The organism is Bradyrhizobium canariense (assembly GCF_018130465.1).
Classification (GTDB): domain Bacteria; phylum Pseudomonadota; class Alphaproteobacteria; order Rhizobiales; family Xanthobacteraceae; genus Bradyrhizobium; species Bradyrhizobium canariense_C.
Window position 1 is genome coordinate 26834 of record NZ_JAFCKJ010000014.1, and the last position, 23278, is coordinate 50111.

Sequence of the window (23278 nt, forward strand, 5' to 3'; positions counted from 1 at the left end):
GGGACCCATACCGCGTGATCTCTCTTGTGGCACAAGCAACGTCGTTCTTCGCAAAACTCCTCCCTGGGGTTATGGGTCCCGGCCTTCGCCGGGACGACGGCTGGGGACTTGGCAAGCTGCGATCCGCACGACGACCAAACGAAAGTAAGACGCTCGTGAAACCCGCCTTCCTCTCCGCCTGGCAGATTTGGGCGCTGCTCTCCGCCTGCTTTGCGGCGCTGACTGCGATCTTCGCCAAGATCGGTGTCGAGAACATCAATCCGGATCTGGCGACGTTCATCCGCACCATCGTGGTACTGCTTGCCTTCTCGGTGCTGCTGGTCTTCACAGGGCAATTCGCCGTGCCGTCAGAAGTCTCGTCGAAGACCTGGCTATTCTTGGTGCTGTCGGGACTTGCGACCGGTGCGTCATGGCTATGTTATTTTCGCGCGCTGAAGCTCGGCCCCGCCACGCTGGTGGCGCCGATCGACAAGCTCAGCGTCGTGCTCGTGGCCCTGTTCGCATTCGCCTTTCTCGGCGAGCGGCCGACGGCCCAAGGCTGGGTCGGCATCGCCATGATCGGCGCCGGCGCGGTGCTGCTGGCGGTCAAGTTTTGAGGAGCCCTCCGATCCGTGGAACCAGGCCGGCATCACGACGGTTGCTGCCGGGGCGAATTTGAGCCTCGATCGAGAGACCGATGTCGAGCCGAAACCCCGATGACGACCCCGATCAGGCAAGGCGTGCCGGGCGCGCGCTGGATGCGGCCAATTTCTTCCTCGCCGACGTTCGCGACGGGCTCGGTCCCTATCTCGCCGTCTATCTCCTCACCGAGCAACGGTGGGACGAAGCGCGCATCGGCCTTGTCATGTCGATCGCGACGATCGCCGGCATCGTGGCGCAGACGCCGGCCGGAGCGCTGGTCGATGCGACGCGGTCCAAGCGGCTGGTGATGGTGATCGCCGCCATCATGGTGACGTTCGCCTCGTTGTCGCTGCCGCTGTTTCCAGGCTTCCTGGCAGTTGCGATCTCGCAAGGCATCGCGCAGGCTGCCGCCGTGGTGTTTCCGCCGGCGATCGCCGCGGTCTCGCTCGGCATCTTCGGCCATGCCGCCTTCACCCGGCGGATCGGCCGCAACGAGACATTCAATCACGCGGGCAATGCGGTCGCAGCCGGGCTCGCAGGTCTCTCCGCCTATTGGTTCGGCCCGACCGTCGTGTTCTACCTTCTCGGCGCCATGGCGGTCGCGAGCCTCGTCAGCATCCTTGCGATCCCCGCCCGCGCGATCGATCACGATCTCGCCCGCGGGCTCGACGACGCAGACGCGAACGAGCGGCCCGAACATGCCTCCGGCCTCAGTGTACTCCTGACCTGTCGTCCCCTGCTCGTCTTCGCGATCTGTGTCCTGCTCTTTCATCTCTCCAACGCCGCGATGCTGCCGCTTGTCGGGCAAAAGCTCGCCTTGCAAGACAAGAACACGGGCACCAGCCTGATGTCGGCCTGCATCGTCGCGGCGCAATTGGTGATGGTGCCGTTCGCGATGCTGGTGGGCGCGAAGGCCGACCGCTGGGGCCACAAGCGCTTCTTCCTCGCCGCGCTCCTGATCCTGCCGCTTCGGGGAGCGCTCTATACGCTTTCGGACAATCCGTTCTGGCTGGTCGGCGTGCAGCTTCTCGACGGCGTCGGTGCCGGCATTTTTGGCGCGATCTTCCCCGTCATCGTCGCCGATCTCATGCGCAACACCGGCCGGTTCAACGTCGCGCAAGGCGCCGTCATCACCGCCCAGAGCATTGGCGCGGCGCTGTCGACGACGCTCGCCGGCTTCGTCGTGGTTGGCGCGGGTTACAGCGCGGCGTTCCTCACGCTCGGTGTGTTGGCCGCGATCGGCGCCGCCGTCTGTTTTGTCGCGCTGCCCGAGACGCGGCAAATCACAGACGGCGATCTGCGCCCCCGGGGGAAGACAGCGGCGGCAGCTTCCGCTATCGCTGCCGAATGAAGCCTTTCCATTTCGAGGACTGACCGTGCCGTCTGACGCCATCTGGGCCTGGAGCATCATCGTCGCCGCGACCGCAGGCGTCATCATCCGGCCCTTTCGCCTGCCGGAGGCGATCTGGGCCGTCATCGGCGCCGGCGCGCTGGTGTTGCTCGGCTTGCTGCCGTGGCGGGATGCGTTGACGGGCATCGAGAAAGGCGTCGATGTCTATCTCTTCCTGATCGGCATGATGCTGATCGCCGAGCTGGCGCGGCTCGAGGGCCTGTTCGACTACCTCGCAGCGCTTGCCGTGGAATATGCCGGCGGCTCGCCGCAGCGGCTGTTCCTGCTGATCTACATCGTCGGCACGCTCGTCACCGTCCTGCTTTCGAACGACGCCACCGCGATCGTGCTGACGCCCGCGGTCTATGCCGCGACGCGCGCGGCCGGCGCCAAGCCGCTGCCTTATTTGTTCGTCTGCGCCTTCATCGCCAACGCCGCCAGCTTCGTGCTGCCGATCTCCAACCCGGCCAATCTCGTCGTGTTCGGGGCGCACATGCCTGCGCTCACCGAATGGCTGCGCCTGTTCGCCCTGCCCTCGGCGGCCTCGATCCTGCTGACCTATGTCGTGCTGCGCCTGACCCAGCACCGCCCCCTGAAGGAAGAGACGATCGCGCGCAACGTGCCGCATCCAAAGCTCGGCCGCGGCGGCAAGCTCACCGCAATCGGCATCGTGGCGATCGGCGTCGTGCTGGTCACGGCCTCCGCGCTGGACAAGCAATTGGGCCTGCCGACCTTCGTCTGCGGCGTGGTGACCGCCGCGATCGTGCTGCTGGTCAGCCGGCAATCGCCGCTGCCGGTGCTGCACGGCGTCTCCTGGAGCGTGCTGCCGCTGGTCGGCGGGCTGTTCGTGATGGTGGAAGCGCTGATCAAGACCGGCGTGATCGGGCAGCTCAGCGCGCTGCTGCATGAAGCCGTCGGGCAATCCGTGACGAAGGCGGCCTGGAGCGTCGGCATCGCCACCGCGATCGCCGACAACATCGCCAACAATCTGCCCGTCGGTCTCGTCGCAGGCTCGGTCGCCGCCAGCGATCATTTGCCGGCGCCGGTCGTCAGCGCCATCCTGATCGGCGTCGATCTCGGGCCCAATCTGTCGGTGACCGGTTCGCTCGCCACCATCCTGTGGCTGGTGGCGCTGCGGCGGGAGAAGATCGAAGTCGGTGCCTGGCCGTTCCTCAAGCTCGGACTGCTGGTGACGCCGCCCGCCCTGATCGCGGCGCTTGCGGCCGCGATCAGGTAATCACGCGCAGTTTGCGGCGCATCAATGTCGCCGCTGAAGCCGGGCCTATACTTGGACTTGTCGCGCAGCCTGATACCGCGCGGGAAGGAAGGTTCATCATGCAGATTCAATCAAAAGCGCTGCCGCAGAGCTTTTCCCTGCGTCGCGAAATCCAGAGCTTCATCGCGCCCGCTGAAGGCCAAGGGGAGACATCCCATCCCCTGCTTGTCGTCTCCGTCGTGGTGCTGCTGACCCTGTTCGCCATCGTGCAGATCGACCTGCACAGTGCCCAGCTTCAGGCGATCGGCCTGCTCAGTCATGGCAGCGGGATCGATCCCGTCTTCCTGAGCCCGTAGCAGGAGAAGCCCGATCGCGGCCACGACGGCCGCGACCGGGTCACGCATCGTCAATCGTTCTCGTAGCCGTAGACTTCCGGCAGGATGAAGATTGCGGCGAGCAATCCGATCAGCGGGAAGATCGCGACCATCAGCGTGGCATTCGCCTGCCCGATCGCAGCGAACACCGTCGGGAACAGGAAGATCGCCAGGAACGACGGCAGCTTCACGAACATGTAGGCGAAGCCGCTGGCGGTGCCGCGATATTTCGGCTTGGCGACCATGGTCGGGATCGTCATGCAGTTCGACGCGTCCCAATAATGGCCCCACAGCATCGCGGCGGCCGCGAACGGCAGCAGGATCTTGTTGTCGGTGTAGAGCGCGAAGGCCGCGACCAGCAGCGAGACAAGCACGATCGAGAAGCCCGCGATCGAGATGCCGCGATGGCCGATCTTCGGCGTCAGCAGCGGACCGACCCAGCCCGACACGGCGGCGAAGGAGAACAGCGCCATCGTCACCAGATTGATGCCGAGCACGCTCGACACGCCGACCATGACAAAGAGCACCGGCAGGTAGAACGCGAAGGTCGAGAACTCGCTGGCTTGCGCGAAGCAGGCGATCCAGCCGTAGATCGTGGCGCGCCAGCGGATCGGATCCTTCCTGAGGTCGGCAAGGAAGGCGCGGGTGGAGACCTTGGGCACCTCCACGTCATGGTCCGGCAGCATGGCGAGATCGTCGTTGAACATCTCGCGCGCAACCTGCTTGGCTTCGCGATAGCGGCCCTTCTGCACCAGCCACACCGCCGTCTCCGGCACGTCGTGCCGCATGACCAGGATGATCAGCGCCGGCAGCGCGCCAAGGCCGAGCGTCACCCGCCACAGCGTCTCGTGGTTGATGTCGAGCAGCAGGAAGATCACGATGACGCCGATGGTCAGGACCTCACCGACCGCGAACATGAACTGCCAGCGGTTGCCCATGACCTCGCGCTCACCCTTGGCCATGGATTCCATGATGTAGGTGTAGCCGGTCGAGATGTCCGAACCGAGCGGAATGCCGAGCAGGAAGCGGATCACGACGAGCCAGAACACATTGGGCACGAAGGCCTGCGCCAGCGCCAGCACGATGAACAGCACCATCGTGGACAGGAACATGATGCGGCGGCCGATCTTGTCGGAGAGCCAGCCGCCGAGCAGCGCACCGATCAGGGCGCCGCCCTGCGTACCGGCGGCGGCCAGACCCAGCATCAGCGGATCGGGATTGAACTGCTCCTTGATGAAGATCAGCACGAAGGCGATCGAATAGAGGTCCCAGGCTTCGACCAGGATCGAGGCCATCATCAGCCAGCCGACCTTGTTGCCCTTGGGACTGTAGTTCGTGATGAGGTAGCGGACCGCGGCTTCGCTCGCGGTCGGTTGTGGCATCGCCATCGTTGACATGTCTGGTCCTCTCCTGAAAACTCTTTTACGTGCCGAGCAGCGGCTCGATGCTGCAATCGAGCAGGCGCGGGTCGATCCCCACCTCCATGCCGGTGAACATCTCGCCCATGTAGTCGATCAATGCATCGCTCGCCTTGACCGCGTCCTCGACGCGGCGGCTGGCGACCGCAGCGAGAATGGCGAGGTGATGATCAATCGTGCCTGACAGTTCGGCCTGTCCCGGCATGAACCGGTGGTGGATATAGCCGATGCGTCGATACAGCGTGTGCAAGGGCCGCAGCGTGTGCACCAGAAACGGTTCGCCTGCCGCCTCCAGCACCAGAGCGTCGATGCGGCGGTCGATATTGTTGAACTCGTCGAGGGTCAGAGTGGCGCGGCGCTCGCGCAAGAGACGCTCGATGTGCAGCGCCTGATTGCGGTGCGAGAGGCTGGCGCGATCGGCCGCAAGCCGGATCACGAAGCGCTCCATGTCGCGGCGCAAGGCCAGCAGCATGCGCTCGCGCGCCAGATCGATCGGCGCAATGCGCAGACCGTGGCGCGGACGGATGATGATCAATGTATCGGCGGAGAGACGATTGACGGCGTGATGAACCGGCGTGCGGCCGAAGCCGGTGATGTGCTGCAATTCCAGCATCGTCATGAACTGGCCGGGCTTGAGCTCGCAATGAACGAGCAGCTCTTCGATCTTCTGATAGGCCAGCTCGAAGAAGTTGAGGCGGTTGCGCCGGGAGGGCTTGCCCTCGCCGTCGCCGTTCCTCACCACCTCGAGCGCGCGCTTGCGCGTTGCCATGTTGTCCTCTCCCCTCGGCCCGCGCCGTCGTTGCAAGGCGGCGCCTTATTGGTGATATCCTTAAAACATGTTGTGATATATTACAAGCAGGCGTAAGACTTCGCATGTGCCCGCACCATGTTGCGGTGCGGAATGACAACAAGACGGCGCTGCGCGCGCCTGCGATGGGAGGAGTATTGCCGTGAAGATCACGTCGATCGAAACGCTGCGCACCGAAGAATTCTCCAACGTCATCTGGGTGCGCGTCCACACCGACACCGGCATGATCGGACTCGGCGAAACCTTCTACGGCGCCGGCGCAGTCGAGGCGCAGATCCACGACACCTTTGCCGGCCGCCTGCTCGGCCGCAATCCGCTGCACATCGAGGCGATTCACCGCGACATGCTGAACCTGCCGATGGCGCAGTCGTCCACCGGCGTCGAATATCGCGCGGCCTCGGCGATCGACATCGCGCTGTGGGACCTGTTCGGCAAGGTTTGCAATCAGCCGGTGCACCAGATGCTCGGCGGCCTCTGCCGCGACAAGCAGCGCATCTACAACACCTGCGCCGGCACCCAATATGTCCGCTCGACCAATATCAGCCCGGTCGCCAACTGGAATCTCGGTGGTTCCAAGAGTCCTTACGAGGACCTCGACGGCTTCATGAACCACGCCGACGCGCTTGCCGAGAATCTGCTGGAGAGCGGCATCTCCGCCATGAAGATCTGGCCATTCGATCCGGCGGCACAGGAGAACAAGGGTCTCTACATCTCCGCCGCGCAGATGAAGCAGGCGATCGAGCCGTTCGAGAAGATCCGGAAAGCCGTCGGCGACAAGATGGAGATCATGGTCGAGCTTCATTCGCTCTGGAACCTGCCGACCGCAAAACAGATCGCGCGCGCGCTCGAGCCCTACAAGCCGACCTGGTACGAAGACCCGATCCGGATGAACTCGCCGCAGGCGCTGGCCGAATACGCCCGCTGCACCGACGTCTGGGTCTGCGCCAGCGAGACGCTGGGCTCGCGCTTCCCCTACAAGGACATGCTCGACCGCGACGCCATGCATGTGGTGATGGCGGATCTGTGCTGGACCGGCGGCCTCACCGAGGGGCGCAAGATCGCGGCGATGGCCGAGACCTATCACCGGCCCTTCGCACCGCACGACTGCATCGGCCCGATCGGCTTCATCGCCGCCATCCACATGTCGTTCAGCCAGCCCAACACGCTGATCCAGGAATCGGTGCGCGCCTTCTACAAGGGCTGGTACAATGAGCTCGTCACCACCATGCCCACGATCAAGGACGGTTTTGTCTATCCGATGGAAGGCCCCGGCCTCGGCGTCGACCTTCTGCCCGCCGTATTCGACCGCTCCGATCTGACCGTGCGCCGTTCCAACGTCTGAGGATATTTTGAGATGAGCACCGCCCTGTTCGACCTTTCCGGCCGCACCGCGCTCGTGACCGGCTCCTCCCGCGGCCTCGGCCGCGCCATTGCCGAGGGCATGGCCAAGGCCGGCGCCAGGCTGATCATCAACGGCGTCGATCCCAAGCGTGTCGAGCAGGCCGTCGCCGAGTTTCGCGCCGCCGGCCACCAGGCCGAAGGCGCCGCCTTCAACGTTACCGACGAGCCGGCGATCGTCGCCGCCTTCAACGACTTCGACAGACAAGGCATCGCGGTCGACATTCTCGTCAACAATGCCGGCATCCAGCACCGCAAGCCGCTGGTGGAGTTCACCACTGACGAGTGGCGCAAGGTGATCGAGACCAACCTCACCAGCGCCTTCGTGATCGGCCGCGAGGCGGCCAAGCGCATGATCCCGCGCAAGCACGGCAAGATCATCAATATCGGCTCGCTCGGCAGCGAGCTCGCGCGGCCCACGATTGCGCCCTACACCGCCGCCAAGGGCGGCATCAAGAACCTGACCCGCTCGATGGCGGTGGAATGGGCCCAGCACGGTATCCAGGCCAACGCGATCGGCCCCGGCTATATGCTGACCGACATGAACGAGGCGCTGGTCAACAACACCGACTTCAACAACTGGCTGATGGGCCGCGTTCCCTCCAAGCGCTGGGGCCGACCGGACGAGCTGGTGGGCGCCGCGATCTTCCTGGCGTCGGATGCCTCGACCTATGTCAACGGCCAGATCATCTATATCGATGGCGGCATGATCGCTGCGATGTGAGCCGCGAAACGCTGAGGGAGCCAATCATGCGCGCCGTCGTCATTCACGCACCGAAAGATCTGCGGATCGACAGCTATCCGGATGCAACGCCCGGTCCGGGTGAAGTTCGCGTCAAAATCGCGAACGGCGGCATCTGCGGGTCCGATCTGCACTACTATCATCACGGCGGCTTCGGCGTCGTGCGCATCCAGCAGCCGATGGCGCTGGGCCACGAGATCGCCGGCGTGGTCGCAGCCGTCGGTGACGGCGTCACGAATGTGAAGCCGGGCACCCGCATCGCGGTCAATCCGAGCAAGCCGTGCGGCCAGTGCCTGCATTGCCAGGAAGGCATGCGCAACCAGTGCCTCGACATGCGCTTCCTCGGCAGCGCGATGCGCTTTCCCCATGTGCAGGGCGGTTTTCGCGAATTCGTCACGGTCGATGCGGCGCAAGCCGTTCCGATCGCCGACAAGCTGTCGCTGGCGGAAGCCGCGGTCGCCGAGCCGCTCGCGGTGTGCCTGCATGCCGGCAAGCAGGCCGGCCCCCTGCTCGGCAAGCGCGTGCTGATCACCGGCTGCGGCCCGATCGGCGCGCTCATGATTCTGGTCTCGCGCTTCGGCGGCGCGGCCGAGATCGTGGTCACCGATGTCGCGGAGGCGCCGCTTGCGGTCGCCAAAAAGCTCGGCGCCACTCACGCCATCAATGTCGCGGCCGACGCCACGGCGCTCGATCCCTGGCGCACCGGCAAGGGCGTGTTCGACACGCTGTTCGAGGCCTCCGGCAACCAGGCCGCACTCCGCACCGCACTCGACGTGCTCAGGCCCGGTGCCACGCTGGTGCAGCTCGGCCTCGGCGGCGAGATGACGCTGCCGATCAACTCCATCGTCGCCAAGGAATTGCAGCTGCGCGGCACCTTCCGCTTCGATCCCGAATTCGAGCTCGCGGTGCGGCTGATGGGCGAAGGCCTGATCGACGTGAAGCCGCTGATCACGGCGACCATGCCGTTCGAGAACGCGGTCGCGGCGTTCGAGCTCGCCAGCGACCGCTCGCAGTCGATGAAGGTGCAGCTGACGTTCTGAGCGATGAGCGCCGCTAGAGCTTTTTCGGTTCTGATTGAATCAGAACCGAAGCTCTAGATTCTTGTCTTGACGCGTTTCCTTCACGCGAACCGGTATCCACTTCGCTCGAAAACGCTCTATTGGTTCTCGATCAGCCGGTCGCTGACCAGCCGCACCGCGCCCCGTTTCCACGAATAGTCCGCGCCCAGGCGCAGCCCGCTGTCACCGCGTGCCAGCACCGCGCCGGTCCTGGCATCGCGCACCTGGAAGCCGAGCGTATACTCGGTGCGGCTGACCCGCCGCACCACCCCGATCAGCGACTGATCCGCACCGAGCCCTTGCGCAATCGCCGCCTCGCAGCCGCCGCAGTCGCGCAAAGCGCGCGCCTTCACCGCCTCCTCGTTTGCGCTGCCGACATCGACGATCCGGTAGCGGCCGGATCGGCCAAGGGCGTCGCGGACACTGCCGGTCACTTCGGCCAGAAAGGATGCATCTGCGGCGGCGAGGCCGGTGGCCGGCGCCGCGGTGTTGTCCTCGAGCTCGAATTCGAACACCGACAGCGCAATCGGCGCGGGTGTGCCGAGCGCGGCCATGACCTCGCGGGACACGAAGATCTCGGCACGCTGCCATGATTCGTCATTGTCGCCGCGGAAGGTATAGAGCTTGTCCATCACGATCTTTTTGGCGCCGACATCGATCACGGCGACCTTGGCCCATTGTACCAGCGTGCTCGTCTTCTGGATGCCGCCGATGACCTTGAACGCCGCGCCGTCCTGGGCCGAGGGCACGAGCCGGTAGCGCCGGTCCCCGCCGATGTCTTGCCGGAGCGCGGACATGAACGCCGACAGCCGTCGCTCGTGGGCGGCGGTCTGGTTGGCCGGCTCAGCCGACGTATCGGTATAACTGAAGTCGTCCATGGCGACGCCGATGGACGTCTCGGCGCGGGCCGGCGCATAAGACGCCGGGAGGACGAAGAGGAGACAAGCAGAGAGGATCAACCGGCGCAGGTGCATGAGCGGGCCTCGTGTGACGGAGCGACCCGCAATCTGGACGGCGGAATCAGGCCATGCAGCGGCGCCGGTCCCGGCGACGGCCGGGAAAATTTCACGACGGTGCACCGCACTAGTACCTGGCGGCTTTGCGCCGGATGCGTTCTGCCGTCTAATGGGGCCGCGACAAACCCGTTCGCACCAGGTGCCCGCCGATGTGGAACCGCCCGAGGTTCGATCTCAAAGTCCGTCTGACGTTGCGCGTGGCCGCGATATCGGCCGCCTGCTTCGCCGCCATCTCCGCCTATTTCCTGATTACGGCCGACCGCGCGGCGCACGCGCGCCTCGACGCTATCGCCGCCATCGTGGCGAAGACGCTGGAGCTGCAGCAGGGCAAGATCCAGTGGGTCGCCAGCCCGCGCTCGGACTTTCCCAACCTCGACCCCGTTTCGGCCTATGTGATGACGCCCGGCCTGTGCCTGGCGTTCCGCGGCACGAGCGGCGACATCCTCCAGCGCTTCTGCAGCGGCGCGCCTGCCCCGGCGAGCCCGCCGCCGCAAGCCTTCGTGGCCTTCTATCGCAGCTTGTTCGACCCCGGCCGCGAAGCGGCACGGCCCGTGATCGTGCGCGGAGCGAAGCTCGGCGACGCCGTGGTCTCGGTCGAGCCGGCCGTGCAGACGGCGGAGGCCTGGCACGAGGCCGGCCGCCTGATGCTCGCGCTGGCGATCGCCCTGCCGCTGCTCTGCGCGCTGGTCTACGCCGCGCTTGCACGGGCGCTGCGCCCCACCCGCATGATCCGCACCGGCCTCGAGCGGATTGCCGCCAACGACCTCACCACGCGGCTGCCGCCGTTCGACCTTGCCGAGCTCTCCGCGATCCGCGACGGATTCAATCATCTCGCCGAAAGCCTCGACACCGCGCTTGCCGAACGCAGCGAGCTGACGCGGAAGCTGATCGCGCTCCAGGACGAGGAGCGCCGCCATCTCGCGCGCGAGCTGCATGACGAGTTCGGCCAGTCGCTCGCCGCAATCCGCGCGCTCGCCTCCTCCGCCCGCCAGACCGCCGCGCAGGACTGCCCTTCCCTGCTTGGCGAATGCGACGGCATCGCGCGGACCGCAACCGGCATGATGGAGACGTTGCGCGGCACGCTGTTCCGGCTGCGGCCGCCGGATGTCGAGGAGCTCGGGCTCGTCGCCAGCCTCGAAGGCCTCGTCGCGGGCTGGAACGGGCGCAGCCGCGGCGAGACGCGCTTCTCGATCCGGTTCGACGGCGCATTCGAGACCCTGCCGGCCACGATCAGCGCCAGCCTCTACCGGATCGTGCAGGAGGCGCTCACCAACGCCGCCAAGCATGCCGTCGCCACGCGGGTCAGCTTGGAATTGACGATGGGGGCCAGCGAGATCGCGCTTGCGATCGACGACGACGGACGCGCGACCGATCCCGTCGCGAAATCCGGAATGGGCCTGCTCGGCATGCGCGAGCGCGTCGCAGCCCTGCGCGGCCAATTGAGCTTCGAGGCCGCGCCGAACGGCGGCTCCGCACTGCGCGTGGTCATCCCGCTCGGACCCGCCGATCGGCAGCCGCTGGAGCACGCCGCATGAGCGCGGCCGACGCGACCATTCTGCTGGTCGACGACCATTCCGTCGTCCGCGAGGGCTATCGCTCCGTGCTCCAGAAGCAGCCGGGACTTCGCGTCATCGCCGAAGCCGCCGACGGCGCGGAGGCCTACCGTCTCTACAAATCGGAGGCGCCCGACCTCGTCATCATGGATCTGAGTATGCCCGGCATCGGCGGCATCGAGGCCGTCAGGCGCATCAGGCAGTGGGACAAGGGCGCGAGGATCCTCGTCTTCACCATGCATGAAAATGCCGGCTTTGCCGTGCAGGCGATCCGCGCCGGCGCGAGGGGCTATGTCACCAAGACCAGTCCGCCGGAGACATTGGTGCGCGCCGTGATGGACGTGCTCGCCGGCAAGATCGCCATCAGCCCCGACATCGACCATGAGCTCGCGCTGAGCCGGCTCGCCGGGGAAAGCTCGGCCGCCGACGTCCTCACGCCGCGCGAGTTCGAGGTGATGCGGCTGCTGCTCGCCGAGAACACCACAGAGGAGATCGCCGAGACGCTCCATGTCAGCCCGAAGACGGTGGCGAACCTGCATTCCCTGATCAAGGACAAGCTCGGCGTCGGCTCCGACATCGAGCTGGTCCGGCTGGCGCTGCGCCAGGGAATATTGACAGAGGTCGATCTCGGCGAGGGCTGATCGTATCCGCCCTAGATTACTCCCGCGCGACCACTGAATCCAGCCATGCGCAGTTCAGCGGCGGCACGCGGGGGTCGGCCACGCGAACACCACGCGACGCTGCGTCGAGCCGCATTTCTCGCAGGCGCTTGCGCTGCTCCTCGGGCATGTAGAGCCGCTCGTGGCCCCACAGCGACGGGCCGTCAAAGGTCTCGTGCGGCTGCCAGGTCGCAGGCTCGATCACGCGCCCGCCCCAGCCATATTCGATGAAGAAGCCGGACGGCGTGTTCACGTAGAACGACGTCATGTGGTCGTTGGTGTGCCGTCCGAGCGTATAGGCGACGCGGCCGTCGTCCAGCTGCGCGAGGTCGTAGCCCTGCCCGACATCATCGAGGCTGCCAAGCTCGACCATGAAATGGTGCAGCGCCTTCCGCCCCGAGCCAACCATAGCAAAGGAGTGATGGCGGCCGTTGACGTGGAAGAAATAAAGTCCGTAGGGCTTGAGGCCGAAATCGGAGACGTGGAAGCCGAGCACGTCACGATAGAACGGCACCAGCGGCTCGACGTCCTCGACATTGAGCACGACGTGCCCCATGCCGAGCGCACCGGTGCGGAAACCCGAGATCGGCCGTCCCGGCTTGAAAGGCTCGGTCGCAAGCTCCGGCTTGCAGAAGGCCTCCAGCCGATTGCCGGCGGGATCACCGAACACGATCAGTTCGGCCACATGCCGCTCGTCGGCCAGCGCGCGCGAGCCGCGCGTCACCTTCACGCCATGGCCTTCCAGCCGCCCGGCCAACTGATCGAGCTCGGCGGTCGACGGAACTTCCCATCCCATCACCGCCAGGCCGGCATCGCTGCTGCCGTCGACGATCAGGCGCTGCTTGCGGTCGTCCATGCGGAATGCGCGCATCTTGCCGCCGCGGTCGACCTGTTGCATGCCGAGCAGGCCGGTCGCCATCCGGCTCCACTGGTCGACCTCTGGCGAGTTGATCCCGATATAGCCGAGCGCGGTGATCTCCATCGACGTCCTCCCGAGGGCATTGCGTCCGCCGTACTGCGGCGAGCTTGATACCGGCCGCGCGCGATCCTACGGTAGCGCCCGCAATCGCTTCGCGTTCGCAAAGACGATAATCGCGAGGCCGTGCGCCACAAGGGAGGAAATGCGAAGTGTCCAAGGAGCGGACGCGGAACGCTCAGCCGCGGCAGTCTGAGGGCGTCCGCGCCTTCAAGCGTGGGCTGGACGTGCTGCACGAGGTCAACCGCTCCGGCGGCATTCGCGCGGGAGACGTCGCGCGTGCGCTCGACCTGCCCCGCCCGACCGTCTACCGCCTGCTCGAGACGCTGGAGGAACTGGGCTATGTCGCCCGCAGCGCCAGCGATGACCGTTTTCGCGTAACCCGGCGGGCGCTCAGCCTTGGCGACGGCTACGATCCCGGCGTGGTGATCTGCCAGGCGGCGGCACCTTTCCTCGCCGAGTTGAGCAAGACCCTGGTCTGGCCGGTCGATCTCTCGACTTACGAGAACGCCGCGATGGTGGTGCAGGAGACCACGCATTCGCGCAGCCCGCTCTCGATCGACCGCGGCATGATCGGCAAGTGCCTGCCGATGCTGCGGACCTCAGCGGGCCGCGCCTATCTTGCCGCATGCCCCCTGCGCGAGCGCGAGCTGATCGTCAATCATTTGCGCCGGATCGACGAGGCCGACGACCGCCCTTTCCTCGACGAAGGCCGCCTCGACCGAATGATCGCCGAGACGCAAGCGCGGGGCTACGCGATCCGCAGCGAAGGCGAATACAATCCCAAGACCGCCTCGATCGCCGTCCCGATCGTGCGGAACGGCGTCGTATTCGGCTGCATCTCGATCATCTGGATCCGCTCGGCGCTGGGGATTGACGAGGCGGTGGCTCAGTTTGCGGCGCAACTTCGGGAGACGGCGTCGGCCATTCCGCTCGAGATCTAGGCGAGGCCGTCCGCTGGGCGGACACTTGGCGCGACGGCGTTGATGCGGTGGCATCGCTTGGGGAAGAGATAACCCCATGCAAGATAAATCCGCCCCTGAAGAGTTTGACGTGGTGATCGTCGGCCGCGGCCCGGTCGGAGCCACGCTCGCCAACCTGCTCGGCCTGTGCGGCGTGCGGACGCTGGTGCTGGAGCGCGAGGCACGAACCTATCATCTGCCACGCGCGGTACATTTCGACGACGAATGCATGCGGGTGTTCCAGACCATCGGCCTCGCCGAGGCAATCCTGCCGCATGTCATCCTCAGCCCCGGCATGCTCTTTCTCGACGCCGACGGCCGGATGCTGCTGGACTGGTCGCGGCCGCAGACATTGACGCCGATGGGATGGAATCTCAGCTATCGCTTCCACCAGCCCGACCTGGAAGACGTGCTGATCGCTGGCCTCGCGCGCTGGCCGCACGTCGCCTTGCGCAGCCGCTGCGATGTGTTCGCGCTGGATCAGGACGAAACCGGCGTGCGCGTCCGCTACGAGGATCTTTCCAAGGGGAAGCTGAGCGAAGTCCGCGCCGGCTATGTCATCGGTTGCGACGGTGCCCGATCTCTGGTGCGCCGCTTCATCGGCTCCGGCATGGACGATCTCGGCTTCCATGAGCGCTGGCTCGTGATCGACGTGCTGCTCAAGCGCGACCGCGACGATCTCGGCGACTACAGCATCCAGCATTGCGATCGGCGCCGGCCGGCGACCTATGTTCGCGGCACAGGCACGCGACGGCGCTGGGAGATCACGGTTCTCCCGGACGAGGACTCCCATGATGTGGTGCAGCCGACCCATGTATGGGAGTTGCTGTCACGCTGGATCACGCCCGACGATGCCGAACTCGAGCGCGCCGCGGTCTACACTTTTCATTCCGTCATCGCGCAGCAATGGCGGAGCGGCCGTCTGCTACTCGCCGGCGATTCCGCACATCAGACCCCGCCCTTCCTCGGCCAGGGCATGTGCGCAGGCGTCCGGGATGCCGCCAACCTTGCCTGGAAGCTTGCCGAAGTCCTGCACGGACGGGCGGACGCAAGTCTGCTCGACACTTACCAGAGCGAGCGCCAGCCGCACGTGCGCGAGTTCATCGAGCTCGCTATCCGCCTCGGCGGCGTCATCAACACCAAGGCGATCGAAGCGGGCCTTGCCGCCGGCGAAGCCCGCGAGAATGCACCGGTCAAGCTGGAGGTCAAAAAGCCGCTGCTCGGCCCCGGCCTCGCGCTCGGCGATCTGCCTCTCGCCGGATATCTGGCGCCGCAGTTCGAGTTGAAAGACGGCCGCCGCGGCGATGACCGGATCGGCTACAGCCACATGCTCCTCGTCGAGAGCGCGGCCACGCTCTCGTCGCGTCTCGCCCTGTCGCAGGCAGGAATCGACATCCTGACCAGCGACGATGCCGAGGGCGTCGGGTCATGGCTACGCGAGCACGGCATCATCGCAGCACTCGTTCGCCCCGACCGCTACGTTCGCGGAACCGCCCGCAACGACACCGAGCTCGACCGGCTCATTGCCGCCATCACGCCTCCAACCCACGTGCCGTCCGCGGCCTGACCGACTTCTCTCGAGGATATCTCATGAAGCTGCTCTCTTTCATCGCCAACGGCCGTGCCTCGTTCGGGGCCGTCAGGGACAACGGCGTCGTCGATCTCGGCACACGCATGGCAGGCTGCACCACGTTGCGGCAGTTGCTCGAAACCAATCGCGTTGCCGAGGCGGCAAAGCTCGCCCTGTCCGCGGCGCCCGATCATCCACTCGACAAGATCACCTTTGCTCCCGTCATTCCCGATCCCGGCAAGATCATCTGTGTCGGCCTCAACTATCGCGACCACGTCGCCGAAACGGGGCGCACCGTTACCGAGAAGCCAGCGCTGTTCGTGCGTTTTCCCTGCAGCCAGGTCGGACATCTCCAGCCCATCGTGAAGCCGAAAGTCAGCGACGATTTCGACTACGAAGGCGAACTCGCGCTCGTCATCGGCAAGGCAGGCCGCCACATCCCCGCGAGCCGCGCGCTCGACCACATCGCCGGCTATTCCTGCTACAACGAAGGCAGCGTCCGCGACTGGCAGCGGCACACGAGCCAGTTCCTCTCCGGCAAGACCTTTGCCGAGAGCGGCAGCTTCGGCCCGTGGCTGGTGACGACGGACGAGATCCCCGATCCGTCGAAGCTGACCTTGCAGACGCGCCTGAACGGCACCGTCGTCCAGGACACCACCACGGATCTCCTGATCACCGCGATATCCGAGCTGATCGCCTACGTCTCGGCGATCTGCCCGCTCGTCCCCGGCGATGTCATCGTCACGGGCACGCCCGGCGGCGTCGGCGCCAAGCGCACGCCACCACTTTGGATGCGTCCCGGCGACACCGTCGAGGTCGAGATCTCCGGCATCGGAATCTTGCGCAACAGGGTCATCGCCGAACCGGCCTGACCGCCAGCACCAATCAATCAAAACGATAACGGGATCGGGAAACGCCATGAGCACGCTTCGTACGACATCGACCGCCATCCTGCTGATCACGCTGGCGCTTGCAGGCGCCACCGCGCGTGCCGAGATCAAGGGCGAGGCCGTCCGCATCGGCGTCCTCACCGACATGAACGGGATATTCGCGACCGCGATGGGCCCGGGCTCGGTCGAGGCGGCGCGGATGGCGGCCGAGGAGTTCGGCGGCAAGATCAACGGCAAGCCGATCGAGATCCTGCAGGCCGACCACCAGAACAAGCCGGACCTTGCGGCCTCGCTCGCCCGCAAATGGTTCAGCGACGGCGTGCAGGCGATCGCGGACGGCGGCAGCTCCGGTGCCGCGCTCGCGGTGCAGGAACTGGTGCGCGGCAACGGAAAAATCTTCCTCGTCTCCGGCGCAGGCGCCAACCAGCTCACCGATGAAGCCTGTGCAGCGAGTAGCGTGCAGTGGACCCAGGACGCCTATTCGACCGCGACCGCGGTGGTCTCCGGCATCATGCAGACCAGCAAGGAGCCGTGGTTCTTCATCACCGGCGACTATGCCTTCGGCCACTCGATCGAAGCAACCGCCCGCGCCCGCATCACTGCGCTCGGCGGCAAGGTCGCCGGCAGCGTGAAGGCGCAGCTCGGCACGCCCGACTACAGCTCGTTCCTGCTTCAGGCGCAGTCCTCGGGCGCAAAAATCCTGGCAATCAACGTCGCCGGCGACAACGCCACCGCGATCAAGCAGGCGGAAGAATTCGGCCTTGCCGACCAGGGCATCAAGATCGTGCCGATGTCGTTCCAGAACGTCGATATCGAAGCCGTCGGGTTGAAGGCGACGCGCGGCGACCTCATCGTCACCTCGTTCTTCGAGGACGTCTCGCCGGCAGCTCGGAAATTCTCCGATGCGTTCTTCGCTCGCCGCAAAGCGATGCCGTCGCAAATCCAGGCCGGGGTCTATTCCGCCGTGCGCCACTATCTCCAAGCCGTGAAGGATACCGACTCAGACGACAGCGCGGTGGTGATGGCCAAGATGAAGGCGACGCCCGTTTCGGACGCTTACACGCCCCATGGGCGCATCCGCGAGGACCAGCGCATGGTGCACGATCTCTACCTGGTGCAGGTCAAGACGCCGGAGGAATCCAAAGGGCCGTGGGACTTCGTCAAGCTGGTCGCGACCATCCCGCCGGACCAGGCCTTCCGCCCGCTTGACCGCAGCAAGTGCAGCCTGGTCGTCAAGTAGAGCGTTTTCAAGCGAAGTGGATACCGGTTCGCGTCAAGAAAACGCATCAGATAGGAGTCTAACCGTCAAGCCAGATAGCGGGTGAGATAGCCTTCCATCGCGTAGAGCGCACAGAGCGCGAGGCTCGACCACACGGCGGCGGTGAAATACAGGAACATCCAGGTCAGCTCGCCCTTCCAGTGCGCGATGTCGTGGGTCACGACCCAGCGCGTCGAGACGTCATGCAGGCCTTCGAGGAAGCCGAGCAATCTGTTGCCCTCTTCATGCCCTGCCCGCCAGCGGCTGAGATACATCGGCACGTCGACGGTGACGAGGAAGGCCAGGAAGCAGGCGATGCCGACGATGCCGGCAATCAGCGCCCAACGCACCGGTCCCTGGAATTCCGGCATCAGCCGGCACAACGCGATGCCCGCGAGGAAAAACGTCACCGCCCACAGCGAGTTCTCGATCGCGTTGAAGAGGAAGTTGGTCGTCACCACCGCGTACCAGGAGAAGCACTCCGCGATGATGATGATGGGCACGATTACCCACGCGATGTTCACGACCGTCTCCGCGCCCGTCATGATCCCGAGTTGATGCAGGATGACCGCCCATTGCGCGGCGAAGCACAGTTCGGCCACGGTCGCGACCGTGCGGCCGACGAAGACGCTGGAGAGCCAGGTGTCGAACAGGCAGATGCGCTGCACGTCGGCGCGTGGCAGGAACGAGCGGAAGGCGCAGCCGAAGACATAGCCGGCGCAGAGCAGCAACATCAGCCCGATGTCGGAGCCGCCACTGATGCTGCCGGCAGGCGTCGGGTAGAACTCGCGGTACAGCATGAACCAGACGAGAATGTTGGCAGCACTGACCAGCGTCAGGGACCCCCACCACCACGCGAGGGGATTTGACCGCGCCTGCCACTGCAACATGAATCGCTCCGCCGTAACCGATATGACATCTCGTCGTAATAATCCTGTCACAACAAGCCACGGAATCACGACAAAAATCTGTGTGCCGTGGTGCTCTTCGCGCACATTTCGTCTTAGCCGGCGCAGCCGCTGCGTGTCCGAATAGTGGACACAGAACCACATTTTGTGAATCTATTGGACAACGGCCCTGACCGGGTTCATTAATTCTGCATGGCCAGAACCGCCTCCAAACCGATCCACGCCTCCTCGTCCGCCGCCGCCGTGCTGGCGGACAGCGCCGACGACGCCGCGTTCGCGACGACGCTGGCCAAAGGTCTCGTGGTGCTCGAAGCGTTCAAGGCGGGGGCGACGCAGCTCGGCAACATGGAGCTGTCGATGCTGACCGGGATTCCGCGCCCGACGGTGGCGCGGCTGACGCATACGCTCGCCGAGCTCGGCTACCTCCGCTACGACGCCGAACGCGCCAAATATCGCGTCGGCGCGCGCGCACTTCGCATGGCGCATCCGCTGCTCGCCGACATGCAGTTCCGCCAGGTCGCGCGTCCCATGATGCAGGAGCTGGCGCAAAGCGTGCGCGGCACGGTCTCGATCGGCCTGCTCGATGCGACCTCCATGATCTATGTCGAGACCGCGCGCTCCGGCGACGTCGGCCCGCACGTTCCCGATATCGGCATGCCCATTTCGGTGGTGATGACGGCGATGGGCCGCGCCGCGGCGGCGACCTTGCCGCAGGCCGATGCCGCGCTGCTCGAAGAGCGCATCGCGAGCGAAGACACCGAGCTGTGGTCAGCCTTCCGCGAACGATACCGCGCCGGCCTCGCCCAATGCGCCAGCCGCGGCTTCTGCACTTGCTTCGGCGAGTATATCGCCTCGATCCATGCCGTCGCCGCGCCGCTGTTTCATGCGCGTGAGGCGAAGCAGGCCTTTTCGATCAATTGCGGCATTCCCGCGTTCCGGCTCCAGCCCGGCCAGCTGGAGGGCGAGATCGGCCCGCGCATTGCCGCCCTTGCCGACAGCATCTGCGCCATCGTCGGCGCGGCGGGGCCGATCGAGACACAAAAGCAAAACAAGAAGAGCGCCAGACGATGAAAACGACAATTGGCGCTCCACCGGGAGGCCATCATGACCGTCACACGGCGAACATTTTTGGGCACCCTCGCCCTTTCGCTATCCGGACTTCCATTCTCCGCACGCGCTGAGGACGCCTGGCCGACGCGCATGGTGCGGCTGATCTCGCCTTACGGGCCCGGCGGCTCCAACGACATCTCGCTGCGGCTGCTGGCCGAAGAGTTCGGTCGCAACCTGCACCAGCAGTTCATCGTCGAGAACAAGCCGGGCGCCGGCACGCGCATCGCCAACGACACCGTCGCGCATGCGCCGGGCGACGGCTACACTCTCCTCTATGTCGCGGCGCCCTATGCCACTGCCGAAGCGCTGTTCGGCAAGCTGACCTACGACCGCAAGGATCTGCAGCCGGTCGCAATGGCGGTGATCGCGCCGCTGTTCCTGATTATCAGCGCGGATGCGCCGTTCAAGACGCTCCCCGAATTGATCGCCTACGGCAAATCGAAGCCGGATGGCCTGACCTTCGCCTCCCCCGGCGCCGGTTCGCAGCCGCATCTTGCCGGCGAACTCCTGTTCAGGGATGCCGGCGTCAAGGGGCTCAACATTCCCTTCCGTGGCGATGCGGCGTCCTACACCGAGCTGCTCGCGGGCCGCGTCGATGCCACGCTGACGGCGCTGCCGACCGCACTGCCCTACATCCAGAGCGGCAAGTTCATTGTGCTCGGCGTCGCCTCGGCCGAACGCAGCGCGCTCTATCCGCAAGCGCCAACCCTGCGCGAGCAGGGTTTTCCCAACGTGGCCGCCGCGGGCTGGTACGGCTTCATGGTGCCTTCGACGACGCCGCGCGCCATCATCGACAAGCTGCAGGCCGAAGTCTTACGCGCGCTGGCCGAGCCGGCGATCAAGGACAAGCTGACCGCCCAGGGCCTCGAAGTGCGCGCCGGCACCGCGGCCGAATTCGGCCAGTTCATCGACAACGAGACAAAAAAGTGGACCACGCTGATCCGGGAGGCCGGTCTCAAGGGCGAGTGACGGTCACGAACAGGGAATGGAAATGAAAAACATAATTCTCAAACGCGTCGCGGCACCCGCGATCGTTCTCGCGCTGTCGATCCCGGCGGCACAGGCGCAGAAGAAATACGATCCCGGCGCCTCCGACATCGGGATCAAGGTCGGCCAGACCGTTCCGCTCAGCGGTCCGGCCTCGGCCTATGCCGTGATCGGCAAGACCCAGGCCGCCTACATGAAGATGATCAACGACCAGGGCGGCGTGTCCGGCCGCAAGGTCGAGCTGATCCAGTATGACGACGCCTACTCCCCGCCGAAGACGGTGGAGCAGACCCGCAGACTGGTCGAAAGCGACGAGGTGCTGCTGACCTTCCAGATCATCGGCACGGCGCCGAATGTCGCCGTGCAAAAATATCTCAACGCCAAGAAGGTCCCGCAGCTGTTCGCGGCAACGGGCGCGGCGCGTTTCACCGATCCGAAGAATTTCCCTTGGACCATGGGCTTCAACCCCTCCTACCTCGTCGAGGGCCGGATCTACGCTCAATATCTTCTGAAGAACTATCCGAACGCCAGGATCGGCGTGCTCTATCAGAACGACGATCTCGGCAAGGATTACCTCGCCGGCCTCAAGGCAGGTCTCGGTGACAAGGCGAAGATGATCGTCGCCGAGACGTCCTACGAGATCACCGAGCCGACCATCGACTCGCAGATCCTGCGGTTGAAGGATGCAGGTGCCGACGTGCTGTTCAGCGCCACGACGCCGAAACAGGCTGCGCAGGCGATCAAGAAGGTCGCCGAGATCGGCTGGAAGCCGCTGCACATCATCGACATCAACGCCTCCTCGGTCAGCGCGGTGCTGAAACCCGCCGGGCTCGACAACGCCAAGGGCGTCGTCAGCGTCGGCTATGTCAAGGATTCAGCCGACCCCGAGTGGAAGGACGACCCCGGCATGAAGCGATATCTCGCCTTCATGGCCAAGTACTACCCGGAGGGCGACAGGGATTCGAACCTGAACGTCTACGGCTATATCACCGCGCAGCTGCTGGTGCAGGTGCTGAAGCAATGCGGCGACGATCTCACGCGCGAGAACGTGATGCGCCAGGCCGCCAGCCTGACCAACATCGAACTCGACCTGACGCTGCCGGGCATCTCGGTGACGACGACGCCGACCGACTACCGCGTCAACAAGCAGTTCCAGATGGTGAAATTCGACGGCCAGCGCTGGCAGAAACTCGGCGACATCGTCACGGACGAGGCGAAGGAATGAAGTGCCCCTCATCCTGAGAGGCGTGCAACGCGCCCCTTGAAGGACGAAGGCCTCACCGGTTGCCCTCGTGCTTCGAGGCGGCCGCTCCGCGGCCGCCTCGGCATGACGGAGGAAGTGGCTGCTCGCCCTACCTCTTCATCCCACTCACATACGCCGCGAGCTTGTCCAGCGTCTGGTAGCCGTATTCGACCGCACCGAAGCTGATCATGCCGTCGCGCTGCGCCGTGCTCGACGCCAGCTGCCGCATCATCAGAACCGTCTTGCCGTTGCTCTGCTCGGCAAAGGTGATGGTGAAACGGAACAGCCCGGGATCCTCGTCCTGGTCGGCGCCGTGGTCCATCTCCATCAGCGACGGCCGCTCGATGCGGCGGAAGCGCATGCGGTTCGGGTAGACGGTGCCGTCCGGGCCGGTCATGTTGAAGCGCCAGACGCCGCCGACGCGCACGTCGATCTCGAAGGTCTCGACCTTGAAGCCTTTCGGCCCGAACCATTGCGGCAGATGCTTCGGGTCGGACCACGCTTCGAACACCAGATCGCGCGGCGCGTCGATCACGCGCGACATCACGATCTCGCGGTCGAGCGACCATTGCGACAGGGCGGGATTGGCAGAATTCGTCATCACTCGGAACCTTTCCGTCTGGTTGTCTTGCTGGTTGTCTTGTTGACCGTCTTGTTGACCGTCTTGGACGGCCGTTTGGCAGCCGCCCTCTCCTTCTTCAGCTTCATCACATAGGATTCGAAGCGATCGAGCCGCGCCTCCCAGATCGCACGCTGGTGCTGGAACCAGTCCTCCGCACTGAGGAGTGCGTCGGGACTGAGGCGGCAGGTGCGCACCCGGCCGGATTTCTCCGACAGGACGAGCCCGCTCGTCTCCAGCACGTGGATGTGTTTCATGAAGCTCGGCAGCGCCATCTCGAAGGGATCGGCAAGCTCGCCGACCGACGCCTCGCCGGCGCAGAGCCGCATCACGATCGCCCGCCGGGTGGGATCGGCAAGGGCCGCGAAAACCTGATCGAGCCGGGATAATTGGTTAGCCATGGAGCTAACTATAAGGCCGCCGCCATTCGTCGTCAACAATTGTTAGCTCACAAGCTAAGTATTTTTGCCGCGGGCTCCACGGGCGGAACCCACCACGCGCA

Annotated in this window: 23 protein-coding genes; 16 read left to right on the top strand and 7 right to left on the bottom strand. The window is 65.3% G+C overall.

Annotated elements, in window-relative coordinates; all coding sequences use genetic code 11:
* Positions 1 to 155 precede the first annotated feature (155 nt).
* From JQ591_RS28550 to JQ591_RS28565, 4 genes are all read left to right on the top strand, one after another.
* Positions 156 to 596 carry an EamA family transporter gene (locus tag JQ591_RS28550; RefSeq protein WP_211399339.1) on the top strand — a complete coding sequence of 147 codons (441 nt, stop codon included), beginning with the start codon at positions 156 to 158 and terminating at the stop codon, positions 594 to 596.
* An 80-nt stretch (positions 597 to 676) separates the two neighbouring features.
* Positions 677 to 1972 (top strand): MFS transporter, encoded by a 1296-nt coding sequence (locus JQ591_RS28555; protein ID WP_211399340.1) that lies wholly within the window; start codon positions 677 to 679, stop codon positions 1970 to 1972.
* Between the two features lie 25 nt (positions 1973 to 1997).
* Positions 1998 to 3248 carry an arsenic transporter gene (locus tag JQ591_RS28560; RefSeq protein ID WP_211399341.1) on the top strand — a complete coding sequence of 417 codons (1251 nt, stop codon included), beginning with the start codon at positions 1998 to 2000 and terminating at the stop codon, positions 3246 to 3248.
* Positions 3249 to 3346: 98 nt separating this feature from the next.
* Positions 3347 to 3583: a hypothetical protein gene (locus JQ591_RS28565; protein ID WP_211399342.1), complete on the top strand. Its 237-nt coding sequence runs from the start codon at positions 3347 to 3349 to the stop codon at positions 3581 to 3583.
* 50 nt (positions 3584 to 3633) lie between these two features.
* On the opposite strand, the gene JQ591_RS28570 is transcribed toward JQ591_RS28565, so the two are convergent.
* Positions 3634 to 4998: an MFS transporter gene (locus JQ591_RS28570; RefSeq protein ID WP_211399343.1), complete on the bottom strand. Its 1365-nt coding sequence runs from the start codon at positions 4996 to 4998 to the stop codon at positions 3634 to 3636.
* Between the two features lie 25 nt (positions 4999 to 5023).
* Positions 5024 to 5788: a GntR family transcriptional regulator gene (locus JQ591_RS28575; RefSeq protein ID WP_211399344.1), complete on the bottom strand. Its 765-nt coding sequence runs from the start codon at positions 5786 to 5788 to the stop codon at positions 5024 to 5026.
* Between the two features lie 181 nt (positions 5789 to 5969).
* Between JQ591_RS28575 and JQ591_RS28580 the strand changes: the two genes are divergently transcribed.
* The 3 genes from JQ591_RS28580 to JQ591_RS28590 are packed head-to-tail and all read left to right on the top strand — an operon-like array spanning position 5970 to position 9007.
* A complete protein-coding gene (locus tag JQ591_RS28580; RefSeq protein ID WP_211399345.1) occupies positions 5970 to 7169 on the top strand; it encodes a mandelate racemase/muconate lactonizing enzyme family protein in 1200 nt (399 codons plus the stop codon).
* A 12-nt stretch (positions 7170 to 7181) separates the two neighbouring features.
* Positions 7182 to 7949, top strand: a complete 768-nt coding sequence (locus JQ591_RS28585; RefSeq protein WP_211399346.1) for an SDR family oxidoreductase — start codon at positions 7182 to 7184, stop codon at positions 7947 to 7949.
* Between the two features lie 26 nt (positions 7950 to 7975).
* Entirely contained in the window at positions 7976 to 9007 is a 1032-nt protein-coding gene (locus JQ591_RS28590) for an L-idonate 5-dehydrogenase (protein WP_211399347.1), read from the top strand.
* Between the two features lie 116 nt (positions 9008 to 9123).
* Here the strand turns inward: JQ591_RS28590 and JQ591_RS28595 are convergent, their stop codons facing one another.
* Positions 9124 to 9999: a DUF3280 domain-containing protein gene (locus tag JQ591_RS28595; protein ID WP_211399348.1), complete on the bottom strand. Its 876-nt coding sequence runs from the start codon at positions 9997 to 9999 to the stop codon at positions 9124 to 9126.
* 191 nt (positions 10000 to 10190) lie between these two features.
* Between JQ591_RS28595 and JQ591_RS28600 the strand changes: the two genes are divergently transcribed.
* Both JQ591_RS28600 and JQ591_RS28605 read left to right on the top strand, forming a co-directional pair.
* Positions 10191 to 11576: a sensor histidine kinase gene (locus JQ591_RS28600; protein WP_211399349.1), complete on the top strand. Its 1386-nt coding sequence runs from the start codon at positions 10191 to 10193 to the stop codon at positions 11574 to 11576.
* Positions 11573 to 12235 carry a response regulator gene (locus JQ591_RS28605; protein WP_211399350.1) on the top strand — a complete coding sequence of 221 codons (663 nt, stop codon included), beginning with the start codon at positions 11573 to 11575 and terminating at the stop codon, positions 12233 to 12235. The genes JQ591_RS28600 and JQ591_RS28605 overlap by 4 nt, the downstream gene beginning before the upstream one ends.
* Before the next feature lie 16 nt (positions 12236 to 12251).
* Here JQ591_RS28605 and JQ591_RS28610 read toward each other — a convergent pair whose 3' ends face one another.
* Positions 12252 to 13235 (bottom strand): VOC family protein, encoded by a 984-nt coding sequence (locus tag JQ591_RS28610; protein WP_211399351.1) that lies wholly within the window; start codon positions 13233 to 13235, stop codon positions 12252 to 12254.
* A 146-nt stretch (positions 13236 to 13381) separates the two neighbouring features.
* Between JQ591_RS28610 and JQ591_RS28615 the strand changes: the two genes are divergently transcribed.
* The 4 genes from JQ591_RS28615 to JQ591_RS28630 all read left to right on the top strand — a co-directional run bounded on the left by JQ591_RS28615 (position 13382) and on the right by JQ591_RS28630 (position 17891).
* Positions 13382 to 14173 carry a DNA-binding transcriptional regulator gene (locus JQ591_RS28615; protein WP_211399352.1) on the top strand — a complete coding sequence of 264 codons (792 nt, stop codon included), beginning with the start codon at positions 13382 to 13384 and terminating at the stop codon, positions 14171 to 14173.
* Positions 14174 to 14249: 76 nt separating this feature from the next.
* A complete protein-coding gene (locus JQ591_RS28620) occupies positions 14250 to 15758 on the top strand; it encodes a bifunctional 3-(3-hydroxy-phenyl)propionate/3-hydroxycinnamic acid hydroxylase (RefSeq protein ID WP_211399353.1) in 1509 nt (502 codons plus the stop codon).
* A gap of 23 nt (positions 15759 to 15781) precedes the next feature.
* Positions 15782 to 16633 carry a fumarylacetoacetate hydrolase family protein gene (locus JQ591_RS28625; protein ID WP_211399354.1) on the top strand — a complete coding sequence of 284 codons (852 nt, stop codon included), beginning with the start codon at positions 15782 to 15784 and terminating at the stop codon, positions 16631 to 16633.
* A gap of 46 nt (positions 16634 to 16679) precedes the next feature.
* The gene (locus JQ591_RS28630; protein WP_211399355.1) at positions 16680 to 17891 is read left to right on the top strand and encodes an ABC transporter substrate-binding protein; all 1212 of its coding nucleotides are present in this window, start codon (positions 16680 to 16682) and stop codon (positions 17889 to 17891) included.
* 65 nt (positions 17892 to 17956) lie between these two features.
* Here JQ591_RS28630 and JQ591_RS28635 read toward each other — a convergent pair whose 3' ends face one another.
* Positions 17957 to 18799 carry a hypothetical protein gene (locus JQ591_RS28635; protein ID WP_211399356.1) on the bottom strand — a complete coding sequence of 281 codons (843 nt, stop codon included), beginning with the start codon at positions 18797 to 18799 and terminating at the stop codon, positions 17957 to 17959.
* Positions 18800 to 19009: 210 nt separating this feature from the next.
* Between JQ591_RS28635 and JQ591_RS28640 the strand changes: the two genes are divergently transcribed.
* Genes JQ591_RS28640 through JQ591_RS28650 form a run of 3 tightly spaced genes read left to right on the top strand, consistent with a single transcriptional unit; the run spans position 19010 to position 22139 of the window.
* Positions 19010 to 19888 carry an IclR family transcriptional regulator gene (locus JQ591_RS28640; RefSeq protein WP_211399357.1) on the top strand — a complete coding sequence of 293 codons (879 nt, stop codon included), beginning with the start codon at positions 19010 to 19012 and terminating at the stop codon, positions 19886 to 19888.
* A gap of 33 nt (positions 19889 to 19921) precedes the next feature.
* Positions 19922 to 20896: a Bug family tripartite tricarboxylate transporter substrate binding protein gene (locus JQ591_RS28645; RefSeq protein ID WP_211399358.1), complete on the top strand. Its 975-nt coding sequence runs from the start codon at positions 19922 to 19924 to the stop codon at positions 20894 to 20896.
* Positions 20897 to 20918: 22 nt separating this feature from the next.
* On the top strand, positions 20919 to 22139 hold the full coding sequence (locus JQ591_RS28650; RefSeq protein ID WP_211399359.1) for an ABC transporter substrate-binding protein: 1221 nt from the start codon (positions 20919 to 20921) through the stop codon (positions 22137 to 22139).
* 127 nt (positions 22140 to 22266) lie between these two features.
* Here JQ591_RS28650 and JQ591_RS28655 read toward each other — a convergent pair whose 3' ends face one another.
* Positions 22267 to 22758, bottom strand: coding sequence for an SRPBCC family protein (locus JQ591_RS28655; RefSeq protein ID WP_211399360.1), 492 nt, complete (start codon positions 22756 to 22758; stop codon positions 22267 to 22269).
* Complete coding sequence (locus tag JQ591_RS28660) at positions 22758 to 23177, bottom strand: ArsR/SmtB family transcription factor (protein WP_211399361.1); 420 nt, start codon at positions 23175 to 23177, stop codon at positions 22758 to 22760. Before JQ591_RS28660 ends, JQ591_RS28655 begins: the two co-directional genes overlap by 1 nt.
* Between the last annotated feature and the right edge of the window lie 101 nt (positions 23178 to 23278).